Below are 21,711 nucleotides of genomic sequence, written 5' to 3'. Positions count from 1 at the left end.
TGGTATTTCGGACAAATGTAACATTTTTCATACGCAAATGCAATATCTCGTGCAAAAAACAAAGGAAACGCAATGTCCGCGGCCGGATTTTGTCCCGCCTTTATTTCCCCTCCTCGCGGGGGCACATCACACGCAGGCCGCCGGCGATACACTCGATATGCAGCGGAAATTCGGCACCCTTCTGGCCGTCGACGTCCGTAGGTTCGTTGAGTGTCGAGACGATGTCCAGCGCCCGAACCCGCAGGTGGCGGACGATCTTGGGGTTTCCGCCCAGCAGGTAACGCCCCATGGCCAGCGTCGAACGCAGGAAATTCTTCTTTTCGAGCATCAGGCAGTCGAACAGGCCGTCCTTGATCGACGACCGGCGCGCAAGGCGGAATCCCCCGGCGGTTTCGCCGTTGAAAACCAGCACCATGAGCGAATTGAAATCGAACGCCTCGCCGTCGGCCACGACCTGGAGCGGCACGGCGTGCATCGCCGGGAACTCCTTGACCCCTTCGATGATATAGGCCAACTTGCCGATTTTGTGCTTGCGTTCGTCGGGCGTACGCTGCGAGGTGGTGGTAAAGATGCCGAAGCTGAAAATATTGACGAAGTAGAGGCCGTTCACACAGCCGCAATCCACCCGGTCGATGGCGCCCGAGGCAATCTGCCTTGCTGCTTCGAGCGGTTTGTGCGACATGCCGAGCGCCCCGGCGAAATCGTTGGCCGTACCTGCGGGGATTACCCCCAAGGGGATATCCAGCCCCTTGCTTTTCATGGAGTTGACCACATAGTTGACCGTGCCGTCGCCGCCGGCCACGACCATCAGGCTGATCTGCTCGTTGCCGTCGAAGGGATTGGCTTCGAAGTCGATCGGCTGCGGGGTAATCTCGTAGCCGTAAGCCCGGAATACGGTGCAGATGCTATCGGTACAGTGGCCGATCTTGCACTTGCCGGATTGGGTGTTGTAGAGGAAAACTGCGCTTTTCATAAATCGGTTATTGCATGATTGCCGCCTTCATGGCGGGCGAAACATACTCTTCATAGCCATCCGCGCCGTCGGCGAGGATGAAATAGACCTTCATCCGGGGCATGGACTTCGCCGCGGCCAGCGCATCGTCGGCCCCCATCGCCAGGAACATGGTTCCCAGAGCGTCGGCCTCGGCGCAGGTCGGAGCCGCGACCGTCACCGACAGCAGGCGCGAAACGGCGCTGCGCCCCGTGCGGGGGTCGATCGTGTGGGCGATCTTGTTGCCTTTGGCATCGAGGTAGAAACGGCGGTAATTGCCCGAGGTGGCCAGGCCGCCTTCGGTCATCCCGATACGCCGCTGGAGGTATTCGCCGTTCGACATGTTGCCGTCGAACGGGGTCTCGATGCCGATGCGCCACGGATCCCCCTGCCGGTTGACGCCCTTGCAGCGGACTTCGCCGCCGATGTCGACGATGTAGTTCCGGGCACCGAACGACTCGACGAGCTGCGCGAGCAGGTCGACGGTATATCCTTTGGCGATCGAATTGAAATCCAGCTGCACACGGGGATCGTCCTTTATCAGGCGGCCGTTTTCGATGCGCACCTTTTGACGGCCCACGAACGCAAGGATCGAATCGACGTTCGGGTTCTCCTGCGCCTCTTTCCCGGCGAAGCCCCACGCCTCGACGAGCGGTTTGACGGTCACGTCGTAACGGCCGTCGCTCAGCGAGCTGATGCTGTCGGCCAGGCGGAGGTTGAAGGCGATATGGCGGTCGACGCTGTCGGTCTGGTTGCGGTTCAGGCGGCTCAGCAGCGACGCCGGGTCGAAGATCGACATCGAGGCCTTGGCCTCCCGGTCGAGCGCCATGACGGCGGCGTAGAGCTCCTGCGGCGAAGTGCCCTGCACGTCGGCCACCACGTGCAGCGTCGTGCCGAGCATCGTCCCGTCGACGGTCGTATAGGAAACCTTGCCGCCGCAGCCCCACAGGAAGGTTGCGCACATCGTCGCGAGGAGTGCGAAAATAAGCGTCTTTACCATAACGTAGACTTGTTTTGCCGCAAAAATAGTATTTTCCGGAGTTTAAGGCGATAAATCCGTGTAAAAAAGGTAAATAATTTTTCATTTGCCATGCTTAATTGTCAATTATTTCGTAACTTTGCCGGACGCTCTGGCGTTATCCACGGTAAGGGGGATGCGTCGTAGAGTGGAATTTAAATAAACTTTCAAAAATGGCTTATTTAACAGCAGAGAAAAAGCAGGAGCTTTTCGGCCAGTACGGCAAGTCTAACACCGACACGGGTTCGCCCGAGAGCCAGATCGCGTTGTTTTCGTACCGTATCAGCCACCTTACAGAACACCTCAAGAGCAACAAACACGACTTCGGAACCCAGCGCGCACTGCTGCGCCTGGTCGGTAAGCGCCGCGCGTTGCTGGAGTATCTGAAAGAGGTCGACATCGAGCGCTACCGCGCCATCGTCAAGACGCTCAACCTCCGCCGATAATCCGCGAGGGAGAAATGAGGGCAATTCCCAACGAGGGGTTGCCTTCATTTTCGTAAAGGACAACGATTCGAAAAACATTATAGGTTTAGATTTTTATGGAAGAAAAGAAGCTGTACAACGCAGTCCGCAAGATCATCACGCTGGCCGACGGACGCCAGATCGAGGTCGAAACGGGCAAACTGGCCAAGCAGGCCGACGGCTCCGTGGTAGTCAAGATGGGAGACACGATGCTCCTGGGTACCGTGGTGGCCGCCAAGGACGCAAAACCCGACACCGATTTCATGCCCCTTCAGGTGGAATACAAAGAGAAGTACGCCGCCTGCGGACGTTACCCCGGAGGCTTCATGAAGCGCGAAGGCAAAGCCAACGACAGCGAAGTGCTCGTCGCGCGCCTGATCGACCGAGCCCTCCGCCCCCTGTTCCCCGCAGATTACCACGCCGAGGTTTACGTAACGGTGAACCTCATCTCGGCGGATAAGGATATCCAGCCCGACGCCCTGGCGGGCCTGGCCGCTTCGGCCGCCCTCGCCGTTTCGGACATACCCTTCGGCGGCCCCATTTCGGAGGTTCGCGTGGCACGCATCGACGGCAACTACGTCATCAACCCCAACTATTCGGAGATGGGCAAGGTCGACCTCGACATCATGGTCGGCGGTACGATCGACAACATCCTGATGGTCGAAGGCGAGATGAAGGAGGTTTCCGAGGAGGTGATGCTCGGGGCCATCAAGTTCGCACACGAGGAGATCAAGAAGCACTGCGCCGTACAGATCGAACTCGCGAAAGAACTGGGCAAGGACGTGAAACGCACCTACTGCCATGAGGTCAACGACGAACAGCTGCGCCAGACGATTATCAGCGAGCTTTACGACAAGGCTTACGCCATCGCCACGAGCGGCACGATGAAGCACGAGCGCGAGGAAAAGTTCAACGCCCTCGAGGCCGAGTTCGCAGCGCGTTACAGCGAGGAGGAACTGGCGGAGAAAGCCCCGCTGATCCACAAATATTTCCACGACGACGTGCAGAAAAAGGCCATGCGCAACATGATCCTCGACGAGGGCAAGCGCCTCGACGGCCGCAAGACCGATGAGATCCGTCCGATCTGGTGCGAGGTGGGCTACCTGCCCGCAGCCCACGGCTCGGCGATCTTCACGCGCGGTGAAACGCAGTCGCTGACCAGCGTTACGCTCGGTACGAAACTCGACGAAAAAGTCAAGGACGAAGTGCTGGTACAGGGTACCGAGCAGTTCGTGCTGCACTATAACTTCCCGCCCTTCTCGACGGGCGAGGCCAAGGCCGCACGCGGCCTGAGCCGCCGCGAGATCGGCCACGGCCACCTGGCATGGCGTGCCCTGAAACCGATGGTTCCGCTGGGTGAGGAGAACCCCTACGCCGTGCGTATCGTATCGGACATCCTCGAGTCGAACGGTTCGTCGTCGATGGCTACCGTCTGCGCCGGCACGCTGGCCCTGATGGACGCCGGTGTGAAACTCAAAAAGCCCGTCTCGGGTATCGCCATGGGGCTGATTTCCGATTCGCAGAGCGGCAAGTGGGCCGTGCTGTCGGACATCCTGGGCGACGAAGACCACCTGGGCGACATGGACTTCAAGGTGACGGGTACCAAGGACGGTATCACCGCCACGCAGATGGATATCAAGGTCGACGGCCTCTCGTACGAGGTGCTGGCCGCAGCGCTGGAGCAGGCCCGCAAGGGACGCCTGCACATCCTCGACAAGATCACCGAGTGCATCGCCGAACCGCGCGAGGACTACAAGCCTTTCGTACCGCGCATCGTACAGATCACTATCCCGCAGGATATGATTGGTGCCGTGATCGGCCCCGGCGGCAAGGTCATCCAGGACATCCAGAAGACCACGGGTACGACCATCACGATCACCGAGGTCGATAATAAGGGTATCGTGGACATCTTCGGCCAGGACAAGACCGCACTCGACGGCGCGCTGAACCGCATCAAGGCCATCGTTGCGATCCCGGAGATCGGCGAGACGTACCACGGCAAGATCCGTTCGATCGTCACCTTCGGTGCGTTCGTCGAGATCATGCCCGGCAAGGACGCCCTGCTCCACATCTCGGAAATCGACTACAAGCGCTTCGAGACCATGGAGGAGACCGGCCTGAAAGAGGGCGATGAGATCGACGTGAAGCTGATCGGTATGGATCCGAAGACCAACAAGCTCAAATTGTCGCGCAAGGTGCTGCTGCCCAAGCCCGAGGGTTATGTGGAGCGGGAGCGTCGTCCGCGTGGCGAGCGTCCCGAGCGCGGCGAACGCCACGAACGCCACGGACGTCCTGAACGCAAAGAAGAGTAAAACGACTGCTAATGTGATATTTTCGGGCGGAAAAGTACTGAAATTCCGCCTGAAATATTGCACAATTACCAAGAGTTTTCTATATTTGCGTTGTTCTGGCTGGGGAGTTGGAAGATGCAATACCGCGAATTCTGTACGAACAGGGCCGAAAGACAGATAAAAAGGCAAACATTTAAAATAAACACATTAAATTAACCGATTATGAAAAATCTAATGAAATTGAGCGTTGTGCTCGTAGCTGCCGCACTGGTATTCTCGAGCTGTAATTGCTTCAAGAAGATGGCCAAGAACCGGGATGACATCAACCTGACGGTTACCCCCGAGATTCTGACGCTGAACAACGGTATCGTTGCCGCTGACATCAATGTTACGTTCCCGGTTAAGTATTTCAACGCGAAAGCCGTTATCAAAGTAACTCCCGTGATCGTATTCGACGGTGGCGAGGTTGCCGGTGCCGCCAAATATCTCCAGGGTTCGAAAGTCGACGAGAACTACACGGTCATCGACAAGAAGAACGGAGGCAATTTCACGCAGCACGTAGAGTTCCCCTACGATCCCCGTATGGACAAGTGCGCCCTGCAGCTCCGCGCCGAGATCAAGTGCCCGGGCGGCAAGTGCAAGGAATTCACGCTCGTGAACCTGAACACCGGCGCCATCCCGACCAAGGAGCAGGCTGCCGTGCTGGCCGGTAACGACGAGGCTGCCAAGGCCGCTCTGGCCAAGGAATTCGGCCTGACCGTAGCTTACGGACTGAACACGCTCCAGAAGGATCTGAAATACTCCGACCTGATGGCTCCGATGGCCAACAACTACAAGAAGGTGACCACCGTCGTCGACAAGACCGATCTGCTCTATGCGATCAACTCTTCGGTCGTAACCAAGAAGAACGAGAAGAAAGCCAACCTCGACGCGTTCAAGGCTGACGTAGATGCCAAACTGCAGAACGACCGTGCTACGCAGAACATCGCCGTGAAGGGTTATGCTTCGCCCGATGGCCCCGTGAAATTCAACGACAAACTGTCGAAGTCGCGCAGCGAGTCCGGTAAGAAAGTCGTTGCCAAGCTGCTGAAGGATTCGGGCCTGGACATCGACGCTGCCGCTTACGGTGAGGACTGGGACGGTTTCAAGGAACTGGTCGAGAAGTCGAACATCAAGGACAAGAACCTCATTCTCCAGGTGCTGAGCCTCTACAACTCGCCCGCAGAGCGTGAGAGTGAAATCAAGAACATGTCTTCGGTATTCAACGAACTGAAAGAGGAGGTTCTTCCCGAACTGCGTCGCTCGCAGATCGTGAACAGCACCGACATCCAGGGCAAGACCGACGCCGAGATCATGGCTGCGTTCCGCAACGGCCAGGAGCTGACCGTAGAGGAGTACCTCTATGCTGCCGAGACGCTGGCTAACGGTGCCGAGGAGCAGGTTGCTATCCTGACCACCGCTTCGAAGAAATACAACGACGCCCGCGTTTACAACAACCTGGGTATCGCACAGGCCAAGGCAGGCGACAAGGCTGCTGCGCTCAAATCGTTCGAGAAGGCTGCTAAGATGGATTCGTCGAGCGAAATCACCAAGAACCTCATCCTGGGCAACCTGGCCAACGGCAACACCGCCGAGGCTAAGAAGTATGCCAAGGCTGCCGATGCACAGGCCAAGGCTGCTATCGCTGCTGCCGAAGGCGACTACAAGGCTGCTGCCCAGAACCTCGACGGTTACAACGAGGCCGTGGCTCAGGTGATGAGCAACAACCTTTCTGCCGCCAAGCAGGCCATCTCCAAGGACAACTCGGCCGACGCCGACTACCTGCGTGCAGTTATCGCTGCCAAGGAGGGTGACCTGAAGACCGCAGAGGCCCAGCTGAAGAGCGCCGTTTCGAAGAACCCGAAACTGGCTCAGAAGGCTGCCAACGACATCAACCTGAAGGCGCTGAACAAATAATAGCCGTCAACCGATAAAAAGAGCCTGAACCCGGTGGTTCAGGCTCTTTTTTTGCAGGATAGCCGGTATGACGGGAAAAATTTACGGACGGGAACCGCGCGTATGAATATTTTTTCCTAATTTTGTAAAAACAGCGATTATTATGGAATACGCCAACCATCTGAACGAATATGCTCCCGCGTGGAGCGAAGCCCAGGTAGACCAGGAGGTCGCCCGCATCCGCGAAGCCGCGAAACGCAACCACAATACCGACGTGTACAAAATGTGCTACTCGGCTATCGACCTCACGACCCTGTCGTGCAACGACTCGGTGACTTCGGTCACGGAGTTTGCCCGCAAGGCTGCCGAGTTCTACCAGAAATATCCCCATATCCCCAATGTCGCTTCGATCTGTATCTACCCGGCATTCGTCGAGACCGTGGGGCTGGCTGTCGATGGCACTCCGATGCGCATTACGAGCGTGGGCGGCGGGTTTCCTGCAGCCCAGACCTTCCTCGAAGTGAAGGCCCTCGAAGTGGCGATGGCCGTGGAAAACGGCGCCGATGAAATCGACATCGTGCTCAATGTGGGGCGTATGCTTACGGGCGAATACGATGAGGCGGCGAACGAGGTCGAGGTGATCCGTTCCGAGATGGACGGCGACATCGTACTGAAAGTCATCATCGAGTCCGGGGCGTTGAAAACCCCCGACCTGATCCGCAAGGCATCGTTGCTGTCGATGTTCGCAGGTGCCGATTTCGTGAAGACCTCGACGGGCAAGATCGACGTCGCAGCGACTCCCGAGGCGGCGGTCGTCATGTGCCAGGCCATCCGCGATTACTATGCGAAGACCGGCCGCAAGGTCGGATTCAAGGCTGCCGGCGGTGTCCGCACGGCCGAAGACGGCGCACTTTACTATACCATCGTTGAGGAGATTCTCGGTAAGGAGTGGCTTACGACCGACCTGTTCCGCATCGGTGCATCGTCCGCCGCAAACAATATCCTTTCGGCGATCGAGGGCAGGGAGATCAAATATTTCTGATCTTCGGAAGAGCCCAGGCCGTATACAGCAGTCCCGCAGGGCTGCTGTATTTTTTTGACGAATGAGTGAGCGATACGACGGGGAAAATCATGCTATACGCTTTCGACTGTACGGGATGAGGTTGTTCAAATTCCTCTGCACACGGCTTGCCGACATCTGCGAGGCATTCCCGATGGCCCCCCCCCGAGGAACAATATCCCCGGCCGTCGGTGCAGCCCGGATTATTCATGCAAACGGAGGATGTACTTTGGCTGCCCGCGGCCGGGATATGTGCAGAACTCGCAGTCGCGGCCGAAAGGGACGGACTACCTAATAAATGCGGGAAACCGCCCGATACTGCATGTGCGTGCCGGGAAAGATACGGGGTGCGGCAGTCCGGACTCTTTGAAGGATTTCAGGTATACGGCAGGCAGCAGCCCCTGCAGGGGCTGCTGCCTGTTATGTGAATCCCGATCCGAAGTGATTTCGATCCGTTTTCCCCGGGAAAATAAATATTTTCCAGCAGATATTATCCGGTGTCAGGAATCGGTTATTTACGAAAGCCCTCCCTCGGGAGGTATTTCCCGTATGCTTTCCGGACAGGTATTACCGAATCGAATCGACCACCTCGATGGTTACCGAATCCGTCTCTTCGATTTCACCCGCTACGGGTGCCGCCGGCTGGTCGGTGTCGACTGGCCCCGGGAAGGTTTGGTTTTCGATCTCGTCGCGCAATAACATCGACTGGAAATTGTCGCGCCGGATAGCCGCAATGACGACGATGACGATCACCGCCACGGCCACGATAATACCGATGAGTTTTTTAATCATTTTTCTGTGTATCGTTTAATATCCCGATGGCACGCACCACCACGTTGTCGACGGGATAGATGTTGGCGTAGAAGCCGTTGTCCTCCAGCGCCGTGTTGCGGCCGATATAAGCCCTCAGCTGGGCTTCGATCAGCTTGCGCGAGCGGGCGATGTCCCGGTAATCGGGAGCGACGCCCTTGTGTGCTGCATAGCGGATGAAATCCTCCACGAGGCCCTTGTCGCTGCCCAGCAACGCCTGGAGTTCGGGGATCGTCCTGACCTTGTTCAGGGCTTCGCGGTGACGGTCGGCATATTCGATCGTGTAGCGGTAGAGGATGTTGCGCCCCGCCACCTCGACAAAATATTTCGTTACGTCGGTCGTATCGGCCGGCACGAAGACGTCGGGCATGATACCCCCGCCGCCGTAGACCACCTTCCCGCCCGGAGTCACCCGTTTGAGCGAATCCGCGAAGTGGATGCTGTCGGCCGAGAAGAACTCGTTGTTCTTATACCGGTTCCAGATGTCCTCTTCGTAACTTTCGTCGTCGCCGATCGTATAGGGTTTCTGGATCGAACGGCCCGTAGGCGTGTAGTAACGCGCCGTAGTAAGCCGCAATGCCGATCCGTCGCTGTATGGGATCTGACGCTGGACGAGTCCCTTGCCGAACGAACGGCGTCCAACAATCGTACCACGGTCGTTATCCTGCAATGCCCCGGCGAGGATCTCGCTCGACGACGCGCTGCCCTCGTCGATCAGCACCACTACGTCCATATCCTGCGCGGCGCCCGTGCCGTCGGCGTATTCGCGCAGCTGTTTGTGCTGGCGGTCTTCCGTGTAAACGATCAGCTGGTCTTTGTGCAGGAATTCGTTGGCGACCATGATGGCCTGGTCGAGGTAGCCGCCCGAGTTGCCCCTCAGGTCGAAGATAAGTTTGGTGGCGCCCTGCGCACGCAACGTGTCCAGCGATGCCTGCATCTCGTCGAAGGTCGTCCGTGCGAACTGTCCCAGCTTGATGTAACCGATGCCGTCGGCAAGGCAGAACGCCGATTCTACGCTTTTGATCGGAATCTTGTCGCGAACGACGTCGACGCCCACCAGGTCGGTGATACCCTGGCGTCCCAGCCCGAGGTGTACGGTCGTGCCGCGCGGGCCGCGCAGTTTCCTCACCACGTCGCGCTGCGGGAGTTTCTGCCCCGCGACCAGCGTGTCGTTGATCTCGATGATGCGGTCGCCGGCCTTGACCCCGACCTTGTCGCTCGGGCCCTGCGGGATGACGTTCAGCACGATCACCGTGTCGGTCGCCATGTTGAAGACTACGCCGATGCCGTCGAATTCGCCTTCGAGCGGTTCGTTGATCTCCTGCATCTCCGATGCCGGAATATAGACCGAGTGGGGATCGAGCTCCTTGACCAGCAGCGGGATGACGTGCTCGGCGAGCGAATCCATCGCTACCGAATCGACATACTGGTTCTCGATGAGCGAAAGCGTATAGGTGAGTTTGTTGGTGGGCAGCGCCATCTGGCGGAGCATGCCCTTGATCTCCGAAGTGGTGCTGTTGCGGCCCATGTACTGCCCCAGCAGCAGCCCCAACACAACACCCGCTGCCAGCAGCAGCGGGAAGAGGACGGTGTATTTCGAGTTCTTATACATTTGCGTGTCATACGCCGACCGGCGGCCGGACTATTTTTGCGGTTTTTCCTTGTTCTTGAACGTATACGTCAGGCCGACGCTCAGCAGTGTGCGGGTCTGCACGTCGAGGTTCTGCGCCCGGTTGTAGTAGAGCTGGAAACTTAACGACGTGGAGAGGTATTTTGTTGCCTTGATGTCGATCGTATTTTCCCAGCGCACGATCGGGTGGATCGGCAGGCGGGGCTTGGTCTTGATGTCGCTGCCTTTCTCTACCCAGTCGTCATAAGCAATCCGGTATTCGGAATAGTCGCTGATCTTGTTTTTCTGGCCGATGTCGGTGATCCAGCCGTAGAAGGAGTAGAGCGTCGTGCGGTAGCGCAGGAACCCAGTCTTGCCGAACGTGCGGTCGAAGTCGATCTGGATCGACGAACCGCCTTCGTATTTGGACGTCTTGTCGGGGTCTTCGATACCGTAGTTGAATCCGTTCGTTTTGCGGATCAGTTCGTTCTCCGCAAAGGTGGCATTCAGGGCGATTGGCGAGATGTTGACCACGATCGGGAATTTGGCCTTGGGGCTTTTATAGGTGATACCGAGTGAGATGTCAAGGTAGCCCGGGGTCATGAATTTGCTCTTGAGGTGCTCCTCCTTTTGTTCCGTACGCGATTTGTACCCGTTGACGAACTGGCTGCGGAAATTCAAGATCGAACCGTACGACCAGTTGTCGGACATCTTGAACGACGGGGCGACGGAAATCACGAATTCGTCCTGGTTTTTGAACCAGATACCCTCGCTGTCGGTGTATTCGTTGCCTTCGTCATCTTTCTGGGTCGTTTCGACCTTCATGCGGTTGTAGCCGAGCTTGGCATTGAACTTGGTTTCGAGCGTGAAGAGGTTCTTCGTGAAGAGGTGGCGCAGCCCGAAAACCGCCGTCAGGGCAATGGAGTTGTCACCGCCCGAGACCGAGATCCACGGGTCGTTGTACGACGTGAGTGAACCCTGTATGCCTCCGCTGAATTCGAGGTAGTTGCGCTCCTTGCGGATTGCGGCGCGCTCGGCCTTGTAACGGGCCAGGCTGAAATAGTCCACATCGACGGAGGTGGATTTCAGTTTGTCCTGGAAGGTCACTTTGTCCTCTTTGGCATCGACTTCGTCGATGGATATTTGTGCGAACGCGGGGTTGCCGGCCAAAAGGGCGGGAATGAGCCCGAAAAGCAGGTAAAAATATTTCATAGTGAAGCGATTATAATTGCAAATTCAATATGCAAATTTATGAAATTATTTACAAAATCCTTAACTTTGTCTTAAGTTAATACAGAGACAATCATATGAAATATATCGGAGCACACGTAAGTGCTGCGGGAGGTGTGGAAAACGCGCCCGCCAATGCACACGGGATCGGGGCCACGGGCTTCGCCCTTTTCACGAAGAACCAGCGCCAGTGGGTGGCCGCGCCGCTCACCGCAGCGCAGATCGACGCCTTCCGCACGGCCTGCGACCAATACGGGTATACACCCGCGCAGATCCTGCCCCACGACTCGTACCTGATTAACCTCGGGCATCCCGAACGGGAGGCTCTGGAGAAGTCGCGCGCAGCCTTCCTCGACGAGATGCAGCGCTGCGAAGCGCTGGGGCTCGACCGGCTGAACTTCCACCCCGGCAGCCACCTGCAAAAGATTTCGCCCGAACGGTCGCTCGACCTGATCGCCGAGTCGATCAATATCGCGCTGGACAAGACCCGCGGCGTGACGGCCGTGATCGAAAACACGGCCGGACAGGGTTCGAACCTCGGGTTTGCCTTCGAACACCTGGCCTACCTGATCGAGCGGGTCGAAGACAAATCGCGCGTGGGGGTCTGCATCGACACCTGCCATGCCTTTGCCGCCGGATACGACCTGCGGACGGCGGAGGCCTGCGACAAAACCTTTGCGGAGCTGGAACGCGTGGTCGGGTTCGAATACCTGAAAGGCATGCACCTGAACGACGCCATGAAAATCCTGGGCAGCCATGTCGACCGCCACACGCCGCTGGGCGAGGGGATGATCGGCATGGAATGTTTCCGCTATATCATGCAGGACGCGCGTTTCGACGGCATTCCGCTGATCCTTGAAACCCCCGACGAGCAGCGCTGGCCGGAGGAGATCGCCCTGCTCAAGTCATTGGCCGAAGAATAGGAAACCATTGACTCCGCAGCCGGAGCAGGCACGGCGATGCGGAAAATTACGGCCGGCATGCGCCGTCGTCGAATCGTTGCCTCATATGTCTAATTGCGGGTAATCGCGGCCGGGAGATTCCGGCGTAATACGAAAAAAGAGGGTTTCCGACCCTCTTTTTCGTTTGGCCGCCCGGCCTACCCCAATTCGTCGAGACATTTGAGGATCAGTGCCGCGCTTCCGCGGATCTCCTCCTCCGAGATCGTCAGCGGCGGCGAGATGCGGAACGCCGTGTCACAGAACAGAAACCAGTCGCTCAGGATCCCCGCCTGCTTGAACAGTTCCATGATGCGGTAGAGTTTCTGCGGTTCGCCCAATTCGACCGCCAGCAACAGTCCGCTGCGGCGGATTTCACGCACGGCGGGATGGTTGCCGAGCAGTTGTGCGTAGAGTGTGCCCTTCGCCTCGACCCCTTCGACGACCTTGTTGTCAAGCAGGTAATTCAATGCCGCGAGCCCGGCTGCGCAGCATACCGGATGTCCGCCGAAGGTGGTGATATGCCCCAGCACGGGATTCTCCTGCAGGGTTTGCATAATCTCCGGCCTCGAGACGAACGCCCCCAGCGGCATGCCGCCCCCGAATGCCTTGGCCAGGCACACGATGTCGGGTGTAACGCCGTATTTGAGCATGGCGAACAGTGCTCCCGTGCGCCCCATGCCGGTCTGTATCTCGTCGAATACGAGCAGTGCCCCGACTTCGTCGCAACGGCGCCGCAGCGCCTCCAGATAGCCCGGGACAGGCGGGCGGACGCCCGCTTCGCCCTGCACGGGTTCTGCAAGGACGCATGCCGTGCGGCGCGTGATGCGCTCTAACTCCCCGAAATCGTTGAATTCGATTGCCTGCACGTCGGGCAGCAGGGGCCGGAAAGCTCCTTTCCACTCCTCGCCTTCGGGAGCCCCCATCATGCTCATCGACCCGTGGGTCGACCCGTGGTAGGCACGCCGCATGGAGACCAGCTCCGTGCGTCCGGTATAGCGTTTGGCCAGCTTGAGCGCCCCTTCGACCGCTTCGGCGCCCGAATTGACGAAATAGAGACTCGACAACCCGCCCGAAAGCAGCGACGCCACCTTTGCGGCATACTCCACCTGCGGCGTTTCGACCAGCTCGCCGTAGACCATGACGTGCATGTAACGCGCGGCCTGTTCCTGCACGGCCTTCACCACGGCCGGGTTGCAGTGCCCGACGTTGCTCACCGATACTCCGGCGACCAGGTCGTAATAGCGTTTTCCTTCGGGCGTATAGAAGAACGACCCTTCGGCGCGCGCCACCTCGACCAGCATCGGGGACGGCGAGGTTTGGCCGACATGGGCCAGGAATTGTTTTCTGAGGATGGTATTCATGGTAGGTTTCCGAATTTGCGGGCGAGAATTCCCTCGGCGTCCTTCACGCTGGACATCATCCAGCGGTAGAGCACTTCGGCCTGCCGCGCCTCGTCCATGCGCCAGTCGCCGACCGTGAGCCGTACCCGTTCCGAGAGCATGTAGATCAGGATTGCAGCCGATGCCGAAACATTCAGGCTTTCGACCATGCCGCACATCGGGATGCGCAGGAATTCGTCGGCCCTGGCGATGACCTCGTCCGATATTCCGGCGTGCTCGGTGCCGAAGACCAGTGCGAACGGCCCGCGCGTGACGTCGAAAGTCTCGGGCGTCACATCCTCGCGGTGGGGTGTCGTCGCCACGATGCGGTACCCGTCCCGGCGCAGTGCGGCGAGCGCTTCGGCGGTAGTGGGATGGCGCCGCACGTCAACCCATTGGTCGGTGCCGCGGGCGATATCGGGATTGGGATCGAATCTGCAGAGTGTCTCGACGGTGTGCATCTCCTGTAGGCCGAAGGCTTCGCAATGGCGGATCAGCGCCGCTGCATTCTGTCCGTGGAACATGTTTTCCGCCAGTACGGTCATGTAGCGCGTACGCATGGCGACCGTGCGGCGAAGTACCTCATTGCGTTCGGGTGTCATGAACTCCGCAAGGCAGGCCGTACGTGCGCCATACCAGGCGGTGTCCCTATTTGCGGTATTTTTCATCATCATCGAGGATTTTCAGGTAACTCTCGTAGCGGGCATAGGCGATTTTCCCCTCCCTGACCGCTTCGACCACGGCGCACCCCGGCTCGTGAGTGTGGGTGCAGTTGTAGAAGCGGCACTCAGGGGCGACGCGCATCATCTCCGGAAAATAGTGCCACAGCTCGGCATCGTCGATGTCGATCAGCCCGAACCCCTTGATGCCGGGCGTGTCGATCACCGCCCCGCCCCCGGCCAGCGGGTACATCGTCGAGAAGGTCGTGGTATGACGCCCTTTATGGTGGCTGTCGGAGATCTCCCCCGTACGGATGTCGAGCGACGGGTCGATGGCATGTATGAGCGTCGATTTTCCAACGCCCGAGTTCCCCGACAACAGCGTCACGCGGCCTTCGAGCAGTTCGCAGACCGCTTCAACACCGATACCTTCCGTGGCCGAAACCTCCAGCACGCGGTATCCGGCACCTTCGTATACGGCGCGGAATTCCGCCATGGCGGACGGATCCTGCAGGTCGGCTTTCGAAAGTGCGATCGTTACGGGCACCTTGTAGGCCTCGCAGGTCACCAGGAAGCGGTCTACGAACTCCGTGGCCGTTTCCGGGGCCCGCAATGTCGCCAGCAGCAATGCCTGGTCGATGTTTGCGGCGATGATATGGGACTCCTTCGAAAGGTTCGAAGCCCGACGGATCACATAGTTGCGGCGGGGACAGATGTCGCAGATGACGTAGTCACCCCCGTCGTCGGACTCGCAAGTGACCTCGTCGCCCACCACCACCGGGTTGGTCGACCGGATGCCTTTCAGACGCAGGCGCCCGCGGATGCGGCAGCGGACGGCCTCCCCGTCGTGCAGCACCTCGTACCAACTCCCTGTGGCGCGTATCACCACGCCTGTGAACCGTTTTCCCATCGGCTATTCTTCGTCCTGCTCCCGTGCTTGTTGCGGCACCTGTTTGCCGACCCATTCCAGGAACGGGAAAATACGCTCGGAGAGGCGCATGACGGGTTTGTAACTTTTTGATTTCTCGATCGTACGGGCCCCGATCAGGGTGTAGTCCTCGTTCAGCGTGTCGAACGCCGAAAACAGGACGCTCAGCAGCAGCATGTATTTCAAAACGGATACGGCGATGCCCAGTACGATATCGGCTATCCCGAACCCGGCGAAGTGGCACAATTTGCGTACCAGCCGTCCGGCGATGGCCACCAGCAGGACGACCGCCAGGAGCACCACGACGAAACCTCCGGCAGCTGAAATCGTCTCGTCAAGCTTGAGCCAGGCGCCGACTTCGGCACCATAACGTGAAGCAACCCAGATGCCTGCGATGATTCCGGCCAACGAACATACCTGCATGACAAATCCTTGGCGCCAACCGTTCCAGACGGCTAACACCAGCATGAGGCAGACGATCAAATCGATAGTGTTCACAAATAGCTGTACCTTATTTTGTTTCGGTCGTAAATATACGATAAATTACCGAAAATGCCCAAAAAAAGAACCCTTCGGACGATAAGGCCGGGATATATAAATATAGGTATATCCCTTTTAGCGAATTACATCGCGCAGGCTCACACTCAGCGCATTACAAATGATACACATCGTTTTGACCGTAAGGTTCGTACGTCCCGCTTCGATACGGCTCAAATTGGATCTTTCCATGTCGCAACGGTATGCAAGTTCCTGTACCGTCAGACGTCGCTCCTTCCTCAACTCTCTGATCCTGGAAGAGATATAGGATATCTCCTCCTCGTAAACAACTCCCATTTCAAAAATTTGGATAAAAATTTTGTTGTGCAAATTTTTATATATATATTTGCACCATGCGTATCATATATGATACCAGCAACTATGGTGTCATAACTGGAAAATTTAATGCGTCAACTAATTATAAAGAATGCGTCACTTAATACAAATAACGTGTTTGATGGTCTGAAAAGTCTATGAAATACCACAAAAAGGCAGACTCCGCGAATGAGAAATAGCAAGCGTCACTCTATTGATAAAACTAAATGCGTCAACACTAAAAAACAATTCCATTTCAATTCTTCATTACTATGAAAAAAAACTTATTCAGAAAATTTCTTGCACTGTTCCTCACGGGAACATTGTTAGCCGGTGTCGGTTGTAAAGACTACGACGACGATATCGACGACCTGAAAGGTCAGATCAACGACTTGAAAGGTCAAGTCGAGTTGAAGGCCGACGCTTCTGCCCTTCAAGTTGTTACCGACAAATTGAATGGGATAGATTTCTCGTCTTTCGTTACCAACAGCGGCCTCCAGACAGAACTCGACAAAAGGCTGGCAGACTATGCCAAGAAGTCGGATCTGAAAGATTGGCTGACTAGCGATGAGGTGTTAAAACTTATTCAGGCTCAGGGATATCAGACCAAAGATGAAGTCCAGAAGCTGATCGATGAGGCGACCAAGGGTCAGTTGACTGCCGCTGATGTCGAGAAGATCTTCGAGACGATGATCGCTTCGGAGGAAACCATGGGTAAACTGCAAGCCGGAATTCAGGAGATCATCAAGCAGGCTCTGATCAAGGGTGAGTATGTTACCGAGGAGCAGATGAGGCTCTTCGTCGAGGGTAAAGGTTACATAACCGGTACCGATCAGTTATCGGCGACTCAGATCGATCAGATACTCACGGCTGTTGCCAATTCCGTATCTTCGGAGACGGCCACTGTCACCGATGCCATCAAGAAGGTTCTCGGCGACAACTTCGCTACCTATATGGCTAACTACCTCGACGACGAGACGGTTAAGGCCGAGATGGGTAAGGCCATCACCGATACGATCCTCAAAGAGCTGACCGATGCCAATGTAACCCTGAAGGCGGCTATCGAGTCGATGATTCAGGACGGTATCAACGACGAGCTCTATGATTCAGAAGGTAAGGCCATCTACCTGAAAGAAGCCGATCTGAAGGAGCGTTTCGAAAATTATGATGCGCAGATCAAGAATCTCTGGAGCGCTGTCGAGAATCTCGCCGGCCGCATCCAGTCGCTGGTTTATGTTCCCAAGAGCATCGATGGCATCGCCAACTTCGGCGGTATCGTTGTTACCGCAGGCTCGGAGACCATCCGTCTGACGACGGGCGCCAAGAGCGAGATGACCTTCCTTGTTTCGCCCAAAACGCTGGCTACGCAGCTCGCCGCTAAGCACAATGCTTCGAAGGATGTATTCTCGTTCGTTCCCGAAAAGGTTACGCGTGCCGAGGCACCCAAGTTCGAGATCGAAGGCGATGTTGTCGGCTCCGCTGACGGTAAGATCACGATGTTCGTAAGCACGGATTATACTTACCCCGCCGCAGCTCCTTCGGATGCTGCCGAGACCTATGCTATCGCGCTGAAAGTAACCAGCAAATCGTCGGTTGCTAAGGATGAGGATACTTCGGTCGATACCGGTATCGAATATACTACCGCTTACATTCCGACGGTAGGTGACGACTATAACGCTATCGCCAATATCGTTCTGGCCAAAGAAGAGGGCGAAGGCGATGCGAAAAAACTCGTCGAGATCCCCGCTAGCGGTGCCGAGTACGAGATGGTCTACAACCAGACAGAACCGCTCACGATGCTCAGCGAGTACTCGTTCGCCTACAAGATGGGCAATACGATCATTTCGCTCGATAAGGCTGCCGAGCAGGGTAACTGGGATGTCGAGCTTGATGCTAAGCCCGTATACACCCGCAGCAGTTGGACTGTTGCTTCGGGTATGACGAAGGTTGTTTTCGATCCCGCCGATCCGATGAAGGATGCTGCGGCCAAGAGCCAGCTCGTCAAGATCACGATCCAGGAAGGCGTTCCCGCCAACGTAGACAAAACGATCGTAGATGAGGTGACAACCGCTATCCACGCTGTCGGCGAGACGGAGAACGTTGCGACGAACGGCGCCGCTGCCTACACCGCAAAGACTACACTTACGCGCTTCCAGCTGCCTGCCATCGAAAACCTCAATGCCAGCGCTACATGGAATTACTCGATTTACTCGACGAATGGCGCTTATCTTATCCAGAACATCGTCTTTGATGCTGCCGGAGCTAATAAACTCACCAAGGCTCAGTACGATCAGTTCAAAGCATCGGTTCAAGCCGACAACACATGGATCGTCACCTACGGCGACGAAGCCGGAACGCTTAACCAGGGCATCCAGATTCAGTCTGTAAACCTCCCGACGATCAACACCAATGGCGACGCCAAGTTCTTCGACTATTGGATTGGTGGTTACAAGGGTGGTTCGGGTACGCTCGATATCGAGAAGACCGTAACTCTCGGTCAGGCCGAGGAGATTACGCTGAAGGGTAAGATCACCCTCACGGGTCTGCCTTCTGATCTCAAATACACGCTGAATATGCCCGAGGCCAAGATCAGCAATTATGGAGCACAGGTACTGACGGTAATCGCTCAGGAAAACTTTGCGGAAAAAGCCGTTTACGAACTGCTGCCCGAAGATCAGACCTTCTTCGCCGATGCCAGTGAATTCCTCGCTTTCATGCGTCAGAGCACCAACCCCGGCGAAATGAAGAACAACGAGCAGAAAAACGCCACGACGCAGGCTCTCGAAGCAGCCGTTCGTTACAATGGAATCGGTAAGACAGGGACTAGTTACGACCGTCTGTGCGTAGACTTCCAGCGCAGCTATGTGGACTTCGACAATGCCGAGTCCTATACCTTCACGGCACCTGAGGGCGCTTGCTACACGATCGCCGATGCAGTCTTCTCGATCGCAATCGAAGGCAGTGTAACGATCAACAAGGATCAGGGCTTCTATCTGGCCAAGGGTACCAGCGTCAATGCCGAGGGCAACGTAGTAGTCATGGGTACGGCAGACAAGACCGGCAACAGCTTCACGGTCGAAACCATCACCCTGACCAATGCCTACAATGCGGCTTATCCCGACGGTACCGATGCTTCGAAGATCGGTCTGAAGTTCTCTCTGGCTGCAACGACGCCTACGGTAACTCCGGTACCGACGATTACCAACGGAACTAACGTTACGTCGGATGCATGGACGATGGATTGGAACGGCTGCGGTCTGAATTCCGTAGAAGTAGTTGCTGAGATGACTTACGAGGGGCTGCCCATCGCTTCGAAGACTTTCGAGGTTATCCTTACCAACCCGATCGACATCGCAAGCTGGGGTACAAACTTCAATGAGCTTGCAACGCCGATAGCTGTCAAGACGGCTGCAACTGTCAACGTTTACGAGAAGGTACTGGCCGCTAAAAACTACGGCAATCCGAAACATATGCTCCCGCGCGACATCTTCGGTAATGAGTTGGTTGATGCAAGCGGCGTAACGACTTTCGCTACGGGTGCATACGGCTTCGAGGTTAAGTTCGGTGACGCGTCGTATTCGAGCGTCGTATCTGGCACGGAGGACTTCTCGCGCTTCAAGTTCGATCCGGCCACCGGTGAAATGACTGTTGCTGCTTCCGACGACCTGCTGGGCGGTAAAGTAACAGCTCAGATTCAGGTAACCTTCACCTACAAGTATTCGCTGGATGCAACCAAGCAGTACGCAGAGAAGGAGTACCCGATGAACATCACGCTGACGTTCGAGAACAAAAAATAATTATTGAATCCCTTTCCCGCGGAATCCGGCGCTGCTGTGAGGCAGCGCCGGGAACCCGGAAATACTCCCAAGGCAGGAGTCGCACATCCCCAAAGTTTTTTGGTAACAACAACTCCCACTTTTCAAGTAAAACTCCTGCCTGCGGCAGACCGAAGAGGCGCGGTCTGCCGCTTTTTTTATATCCGGGAGTTTCCCTGCGTTCTCTTCGATCCGCACTGTGGGTTCGTTACCCTGGAGCCCGGTTTTTTTGTGGGGTTGAGGTTTTTGTACGGCTCCTGTTTCTCGTGCGGCTCCCGTTTCTTGCGCGGATTGCGGCTTTCTGACGATCGCAAGGCTGCGGGCACGGAATGCCCGGGCATCTTATGGAATATCCGCCATTGCCCGATGCAACGGCGGATATTCCTGTTTTTTACGGGCAGTTGTTTGGCCCATCTGGAGACTGATGGACGAAAAACAGCCGGGATCCGAGGATCCCGGCTGTTTCGCTATTCGGTAGTGTAGTGTGTCGTAAATCTTTCTTTTGCCCGTTATTTCGCCTTTGCGGCCTTTGCCGCCACAGCCTTGTCCAGTTCGATGATGAAATCCGAGAGGACGTTCATGTAGTTGATGAAAGCGTCGTAGGCCGAATCGTAGGGGTTGAAATAGGAGTGTACGTCACCGTCCGAGAGCCATTTGGTAGCCATGTAGTAGAAATGGTCGGAGGTCTGCATGAAACTCCACACATAGTCGAAGTCGGGGCTTTTCAGTGCCGCGATCTTCTCCTTCTGGGCGTAGAGCTTCGAGAACGCTTCGTTCTGCAACTCGTTGCCGAGCCATGCCGTCACGTCGCGCTCCTCATCGGCCCATGACATCACGTGCGGACAGTGGAGCACCGCTACGGGCTGGTATTTCTTGGCGGCTTCGGTGACGGTCGCGAATTCCAGTCCGTTTTTCTTGGCGAGGATCGCCTTCGGCAGCGCACGCATGAACTCGAAGATTCCCGTGTCGGCGGTCTGGTGTTCGCCGAAGGTTTCGTAGTCCATGAAGAGGTTGATGACTTCGCCCGGGGTCTCGTCCGAAGCGAGCCATTTCACATATTTGTCTGCCGTCAGCGGCCATTCGTCCCAGTTGCGGTTCGAGAAGCGGAAGGCGATGTCGTCCGAGAGCTTGTAGTTGCGCAGCAGCAGGCGCAGCTTCTGGTTGACGGCGTTGGCGTATACATAGTTGGGCGATTTCCAGCCCAGCACGTGTTTGGCGCCTTCAGCCAGCATCGTACGGAAGCCCATTTCGGCCACGGCGGCGCCGATGTCGTCGGAGTAGATCAGCTCCGTATTGCGGAAGGCGGTCGGTTTCACCCCGAATTCCTTTTTTATGAGCGCCGTGTGGAGCTTTACCTGTTCGGTGAAATCCTCCTTCGACGCCAGCGATGCCAACGAGTGGGAGTAGGTTTCGGCAAGGAATTCCACGCAGCCCGTGGCGGCCAGTTCCTTGAACGATTCGAGGACTTCGGGTGCATAGGCACGGAACTGTTCGATAGCGATGCCCGTGATCGAGAACGAGCAGCGGAACTTACCCTTGTTTTCCCGGATGAGCTTCAGCAACAAGGCGTTCATCGGCAGGTAGCATTGCCGGGCGACTTTCTGCATGATGGAGCGGTTCAGCAGGTCGTCCAGATAGTTGTGATCCTTGCCCATGTTGAAGAAGCGGTACTTCTTCAGTCGCCAGGGCTGGTGTACCTGAAAATATAAGCAGACGGTTTTCATAGGGT

Annotated in this window: 17 protein-coding genes; 6 read left to right on the top strand and 11 right to left on the bottom strand. The window is 56.6% G+C overall.

Translation table 11 applies throughout. The annotated features are described in order from the left end of the window. Positions 1-100 precede the first annotated feature (100 nt). On the bottom strand, positions 101-973 hold the full coding sequence (locus tag DW189_RS09415) for a YegS/Rv2252/BmrU family lipid kinase (RefSeq protein WP_117507750.1): 873 nt from the start codon (positions 971-973) through the stop codon (positions 101-103). 7 nt (positions 974-980) lie between these two features. Further along, on the bottom strand, positions 981-1,991 hold the full coding sequence (locus DW189_RS09410; RefSeq protein ID WP_022332338.1) for an FAD:protein FMN transferase: 1,011 nt from the start codon (positions 1,989-1,991) through the stop codon (positions 981-983). A gap of 191 nt (positions 1,992-2,182) precedes the next feature. On the opposite strand from DW189_RS09410, the gene rpsO reads away from it, so the two are divergent. The 4 genes from rpsO (at position 2,183) to deoC (ending at position 7,741) form a co-directional block, all read left to right on the top strand. After that, positions 2,183-2,455: a 30S ribosomal protein S15 gene (rpsO, locus tag DW189_RS09405; RefSeq protein WP_018696268.1), complete on the top strand. Its 273-nt coding sequence runs from the start codon at positions 2,183-2,185 to the stop codon at positions 2,453-2,455. Positions 2,456-2,550: 95 nt separating this feature from the next. Then, on the top strand, positions 2,551-4,785 hold the full coding sequence (pnp, locus tag DW189_RS09400; protein WP_117507748.1) for a polyribonucleotide nucleotidyltransferase: 2,235 nt from the start codon (positions 2,551-2,553) through the stop codon (positions 4,783-4,785). A 213-nt stretch (positions 4,786-4,998) separates the two neighbouring features. Then, positions 4,999-6,720: a tetratricopeptide repeat protein gene (locus DW189_RS09395; protein WP_022332594.1), complete on the top strand. Its 1,722-nt coding sequence runs from the start codon at positions 4,999-5,001 to the stop codon at positions 6,718-6,720. A 142-nt stretch (positions 6,721-6,862) separates the two neighbouring features. After that, positions 6,863-7,741 (top strand): deoxyribose-phosphate aldolase, encoded by an 879-nt coding sequence (deoC, locus tag DW189_RS09390; protein WP_022332593.1) that lies wholly within the window; start codon positions 6,863-6,865, stop codon positions 7,739-7,741. Between the two features lie 585 nt (positions 7,742-8,326). Here deoC and DW189_RS09380 read toward each other — a convergent pair. From DW189_RS09380 to DW189_RS09370, 3 genes are read right to left on the bottom strand one after another with little or no spacing between them, the layout of a single operon-like run. Continuing rightward, positions 8,327-8,551, bottom strand: coding sequence for a hypothetical protein (locus DW189_RS09380; RefSeq protein ID WP_117507744.1), 225 nt, complete (start codon positions 8,549-8,551; stop codon positions 8,327-8,329). Next, positions 8,544-10,181, bottom strand: a complete 1,638-nt coding sequence (locus tag DW189_RS09375; protein ID WP_117507742.1) for a S41 family peptidase — start codon at positions 10,179-10,181, stop codon at positions 8,544-8,546. Before DW189_RS09375 ends, DW189_RS09380 begins: the two co-directional genes overlap by 8 nt. A 30-nt stretch (positions 10,182-10,211) precedes the next feature. Beyond that, positions 10,212-11,390, bottom strand: a complete 1,179-nt coding sequence (locus tag DW189_RS09370; protein ID WP_055202258.1) for a DUF3078 domain-containing protein — start codon at positions 11,388-11,390, stop codon at positions 10,212-10,214. A 95-nt stretch (positions 11,391-11,485) separates the two neighbouring features. Here DW189_RS09370 and nfo point away from each other — a divergent pair, with 95 nt between their 5' ends. Then, positions 11,486-12,331, top strand: coding sequence for a deoxyribonuclease IV (gene nfo / locus DW189_RS09365; RefSeq protein WP_022332590.1), 846 nt, complete (start codon positions 11,486-11,488; stop codon positions 12,329-12,331). A 176-nt stretch (positions 12,332-12,507) separates the two neighbouring features. Here nfo and DW189_RS09360 read toward each other — a convergent pair whose 3' ends face one another. The 5 genes from DW189_RS09360 to DW189_RS09340 form a co-directional block, all read right to left on the bottom strand. Continuing rightward, positions 12,508-13,710 (bottom strand): aspartate aminotransferase family protein, encoded by a 1,203-nt coding sequence (locus tag DW189_RS09360; protein WP_117507740.1) that lies wholly within the window; start codon positions 13,708-13,710, stop codon positions 12,508-12,510. Beyond that, positions 13,707-14,396 carry a TrmH family RNA methyltransferase gene (locus tag DW189_RS09355; RefSeq protein WP_117507738.1) on the bottom strand — a complete coding sequence of 230 codons (690 nt, stop codon included), beginning with the start codon at positions 14,394-14,396 and terminating at the stop codon, positions 13,707-13,709. The genes DW189_RS09360 and DW189_RS09355 overlap by 4 nt, the downstream gene beginning before the upstream one ends. Continuing rightward, a complete protein-coding gene (gene rsgA / locus DW189_RS09350; RefSeq protein WP_117507736.1) occupies positions 14,377-15,297 on the bottom strand; it encodes a ribosome small subunit-dependent GTPase A in 921 nt (306 codons plus the stop codon). The genes DW189_RS09355 and rsgA overlap by 20 nt, the downstream gene beginning before the upstream one ends. Positions 15,298-15,300: 3 nt before the next feature. Continuing rightward, entirely contained in the window at positions 15,301-15,813 is a 513-nt protein-coding gene (locus DW189_RS09345; RefSeq protein ID WP_117507734.1) for a CvpA family protein, read from the bottom strand. A 117-nt stretch (positions 15,814-15,930) separates the two neighbouring features. Beyond that, the gene (locus DW189_RS09340) at positions 15,931-16,149 is read right to left on the bottom strand and encodes a helix-turn-helix domain-containing protein (RefSeq protein ID WP_022332585.1); all 219 of its coding nucleotides are present in this window, start codon (positions 16,147-16,149) and stop codon (positions 15,931-15,933) included. A gap of 590 nt (positions 16,150-16,739) precedes the next feature. Between DW189_RS09340 and DW189_RS14445 the strand changes: the two genes are divergently transcribed. Further along, the gene (locus DW189_RS14445; RefSeq protein WP_181969300.1) at positions 16,740-19,964 is read left to right on the top strand and encodes a hypothetical protein; all 3,225 of its coding nucleotides are present in this window, start codon (positions 16,740-16,742) and stop codon (positions 19,962-19,964) included. Between the two features lie 527 nt (positions 19,965-20,491). Here DW189_RS14445 and DW189_RS09330 read toward each other — a convergent pair. Beyond that, entirely contained in the window at positions 20,492-21,706 is a 1,215-nt protein-coding gene (locus DW189_RS09330; RefSeq protein ID WP_117507732.1) for a glycoside hydrolase family 57 protein, read from the bottom strand. Positions 21,707-21,711 lie beyond the last annotated feature (5 nt).

Source organism: Alistipes sp. AM16-43, assembly GCF_003435745.1.
Taxonomy (GTDB): domain Bacteria; phylum Bacteroidota; class Bacteroidia; order Bacteroidales; family Rikenellaceae; genus Alistipes; species Alistipes onderdonkii.
The sequence above is the reverse complement of the archived record's forward strand: the minus strand, read 5'-3'. Positions and strand labels throughout refer to the sequence as shown.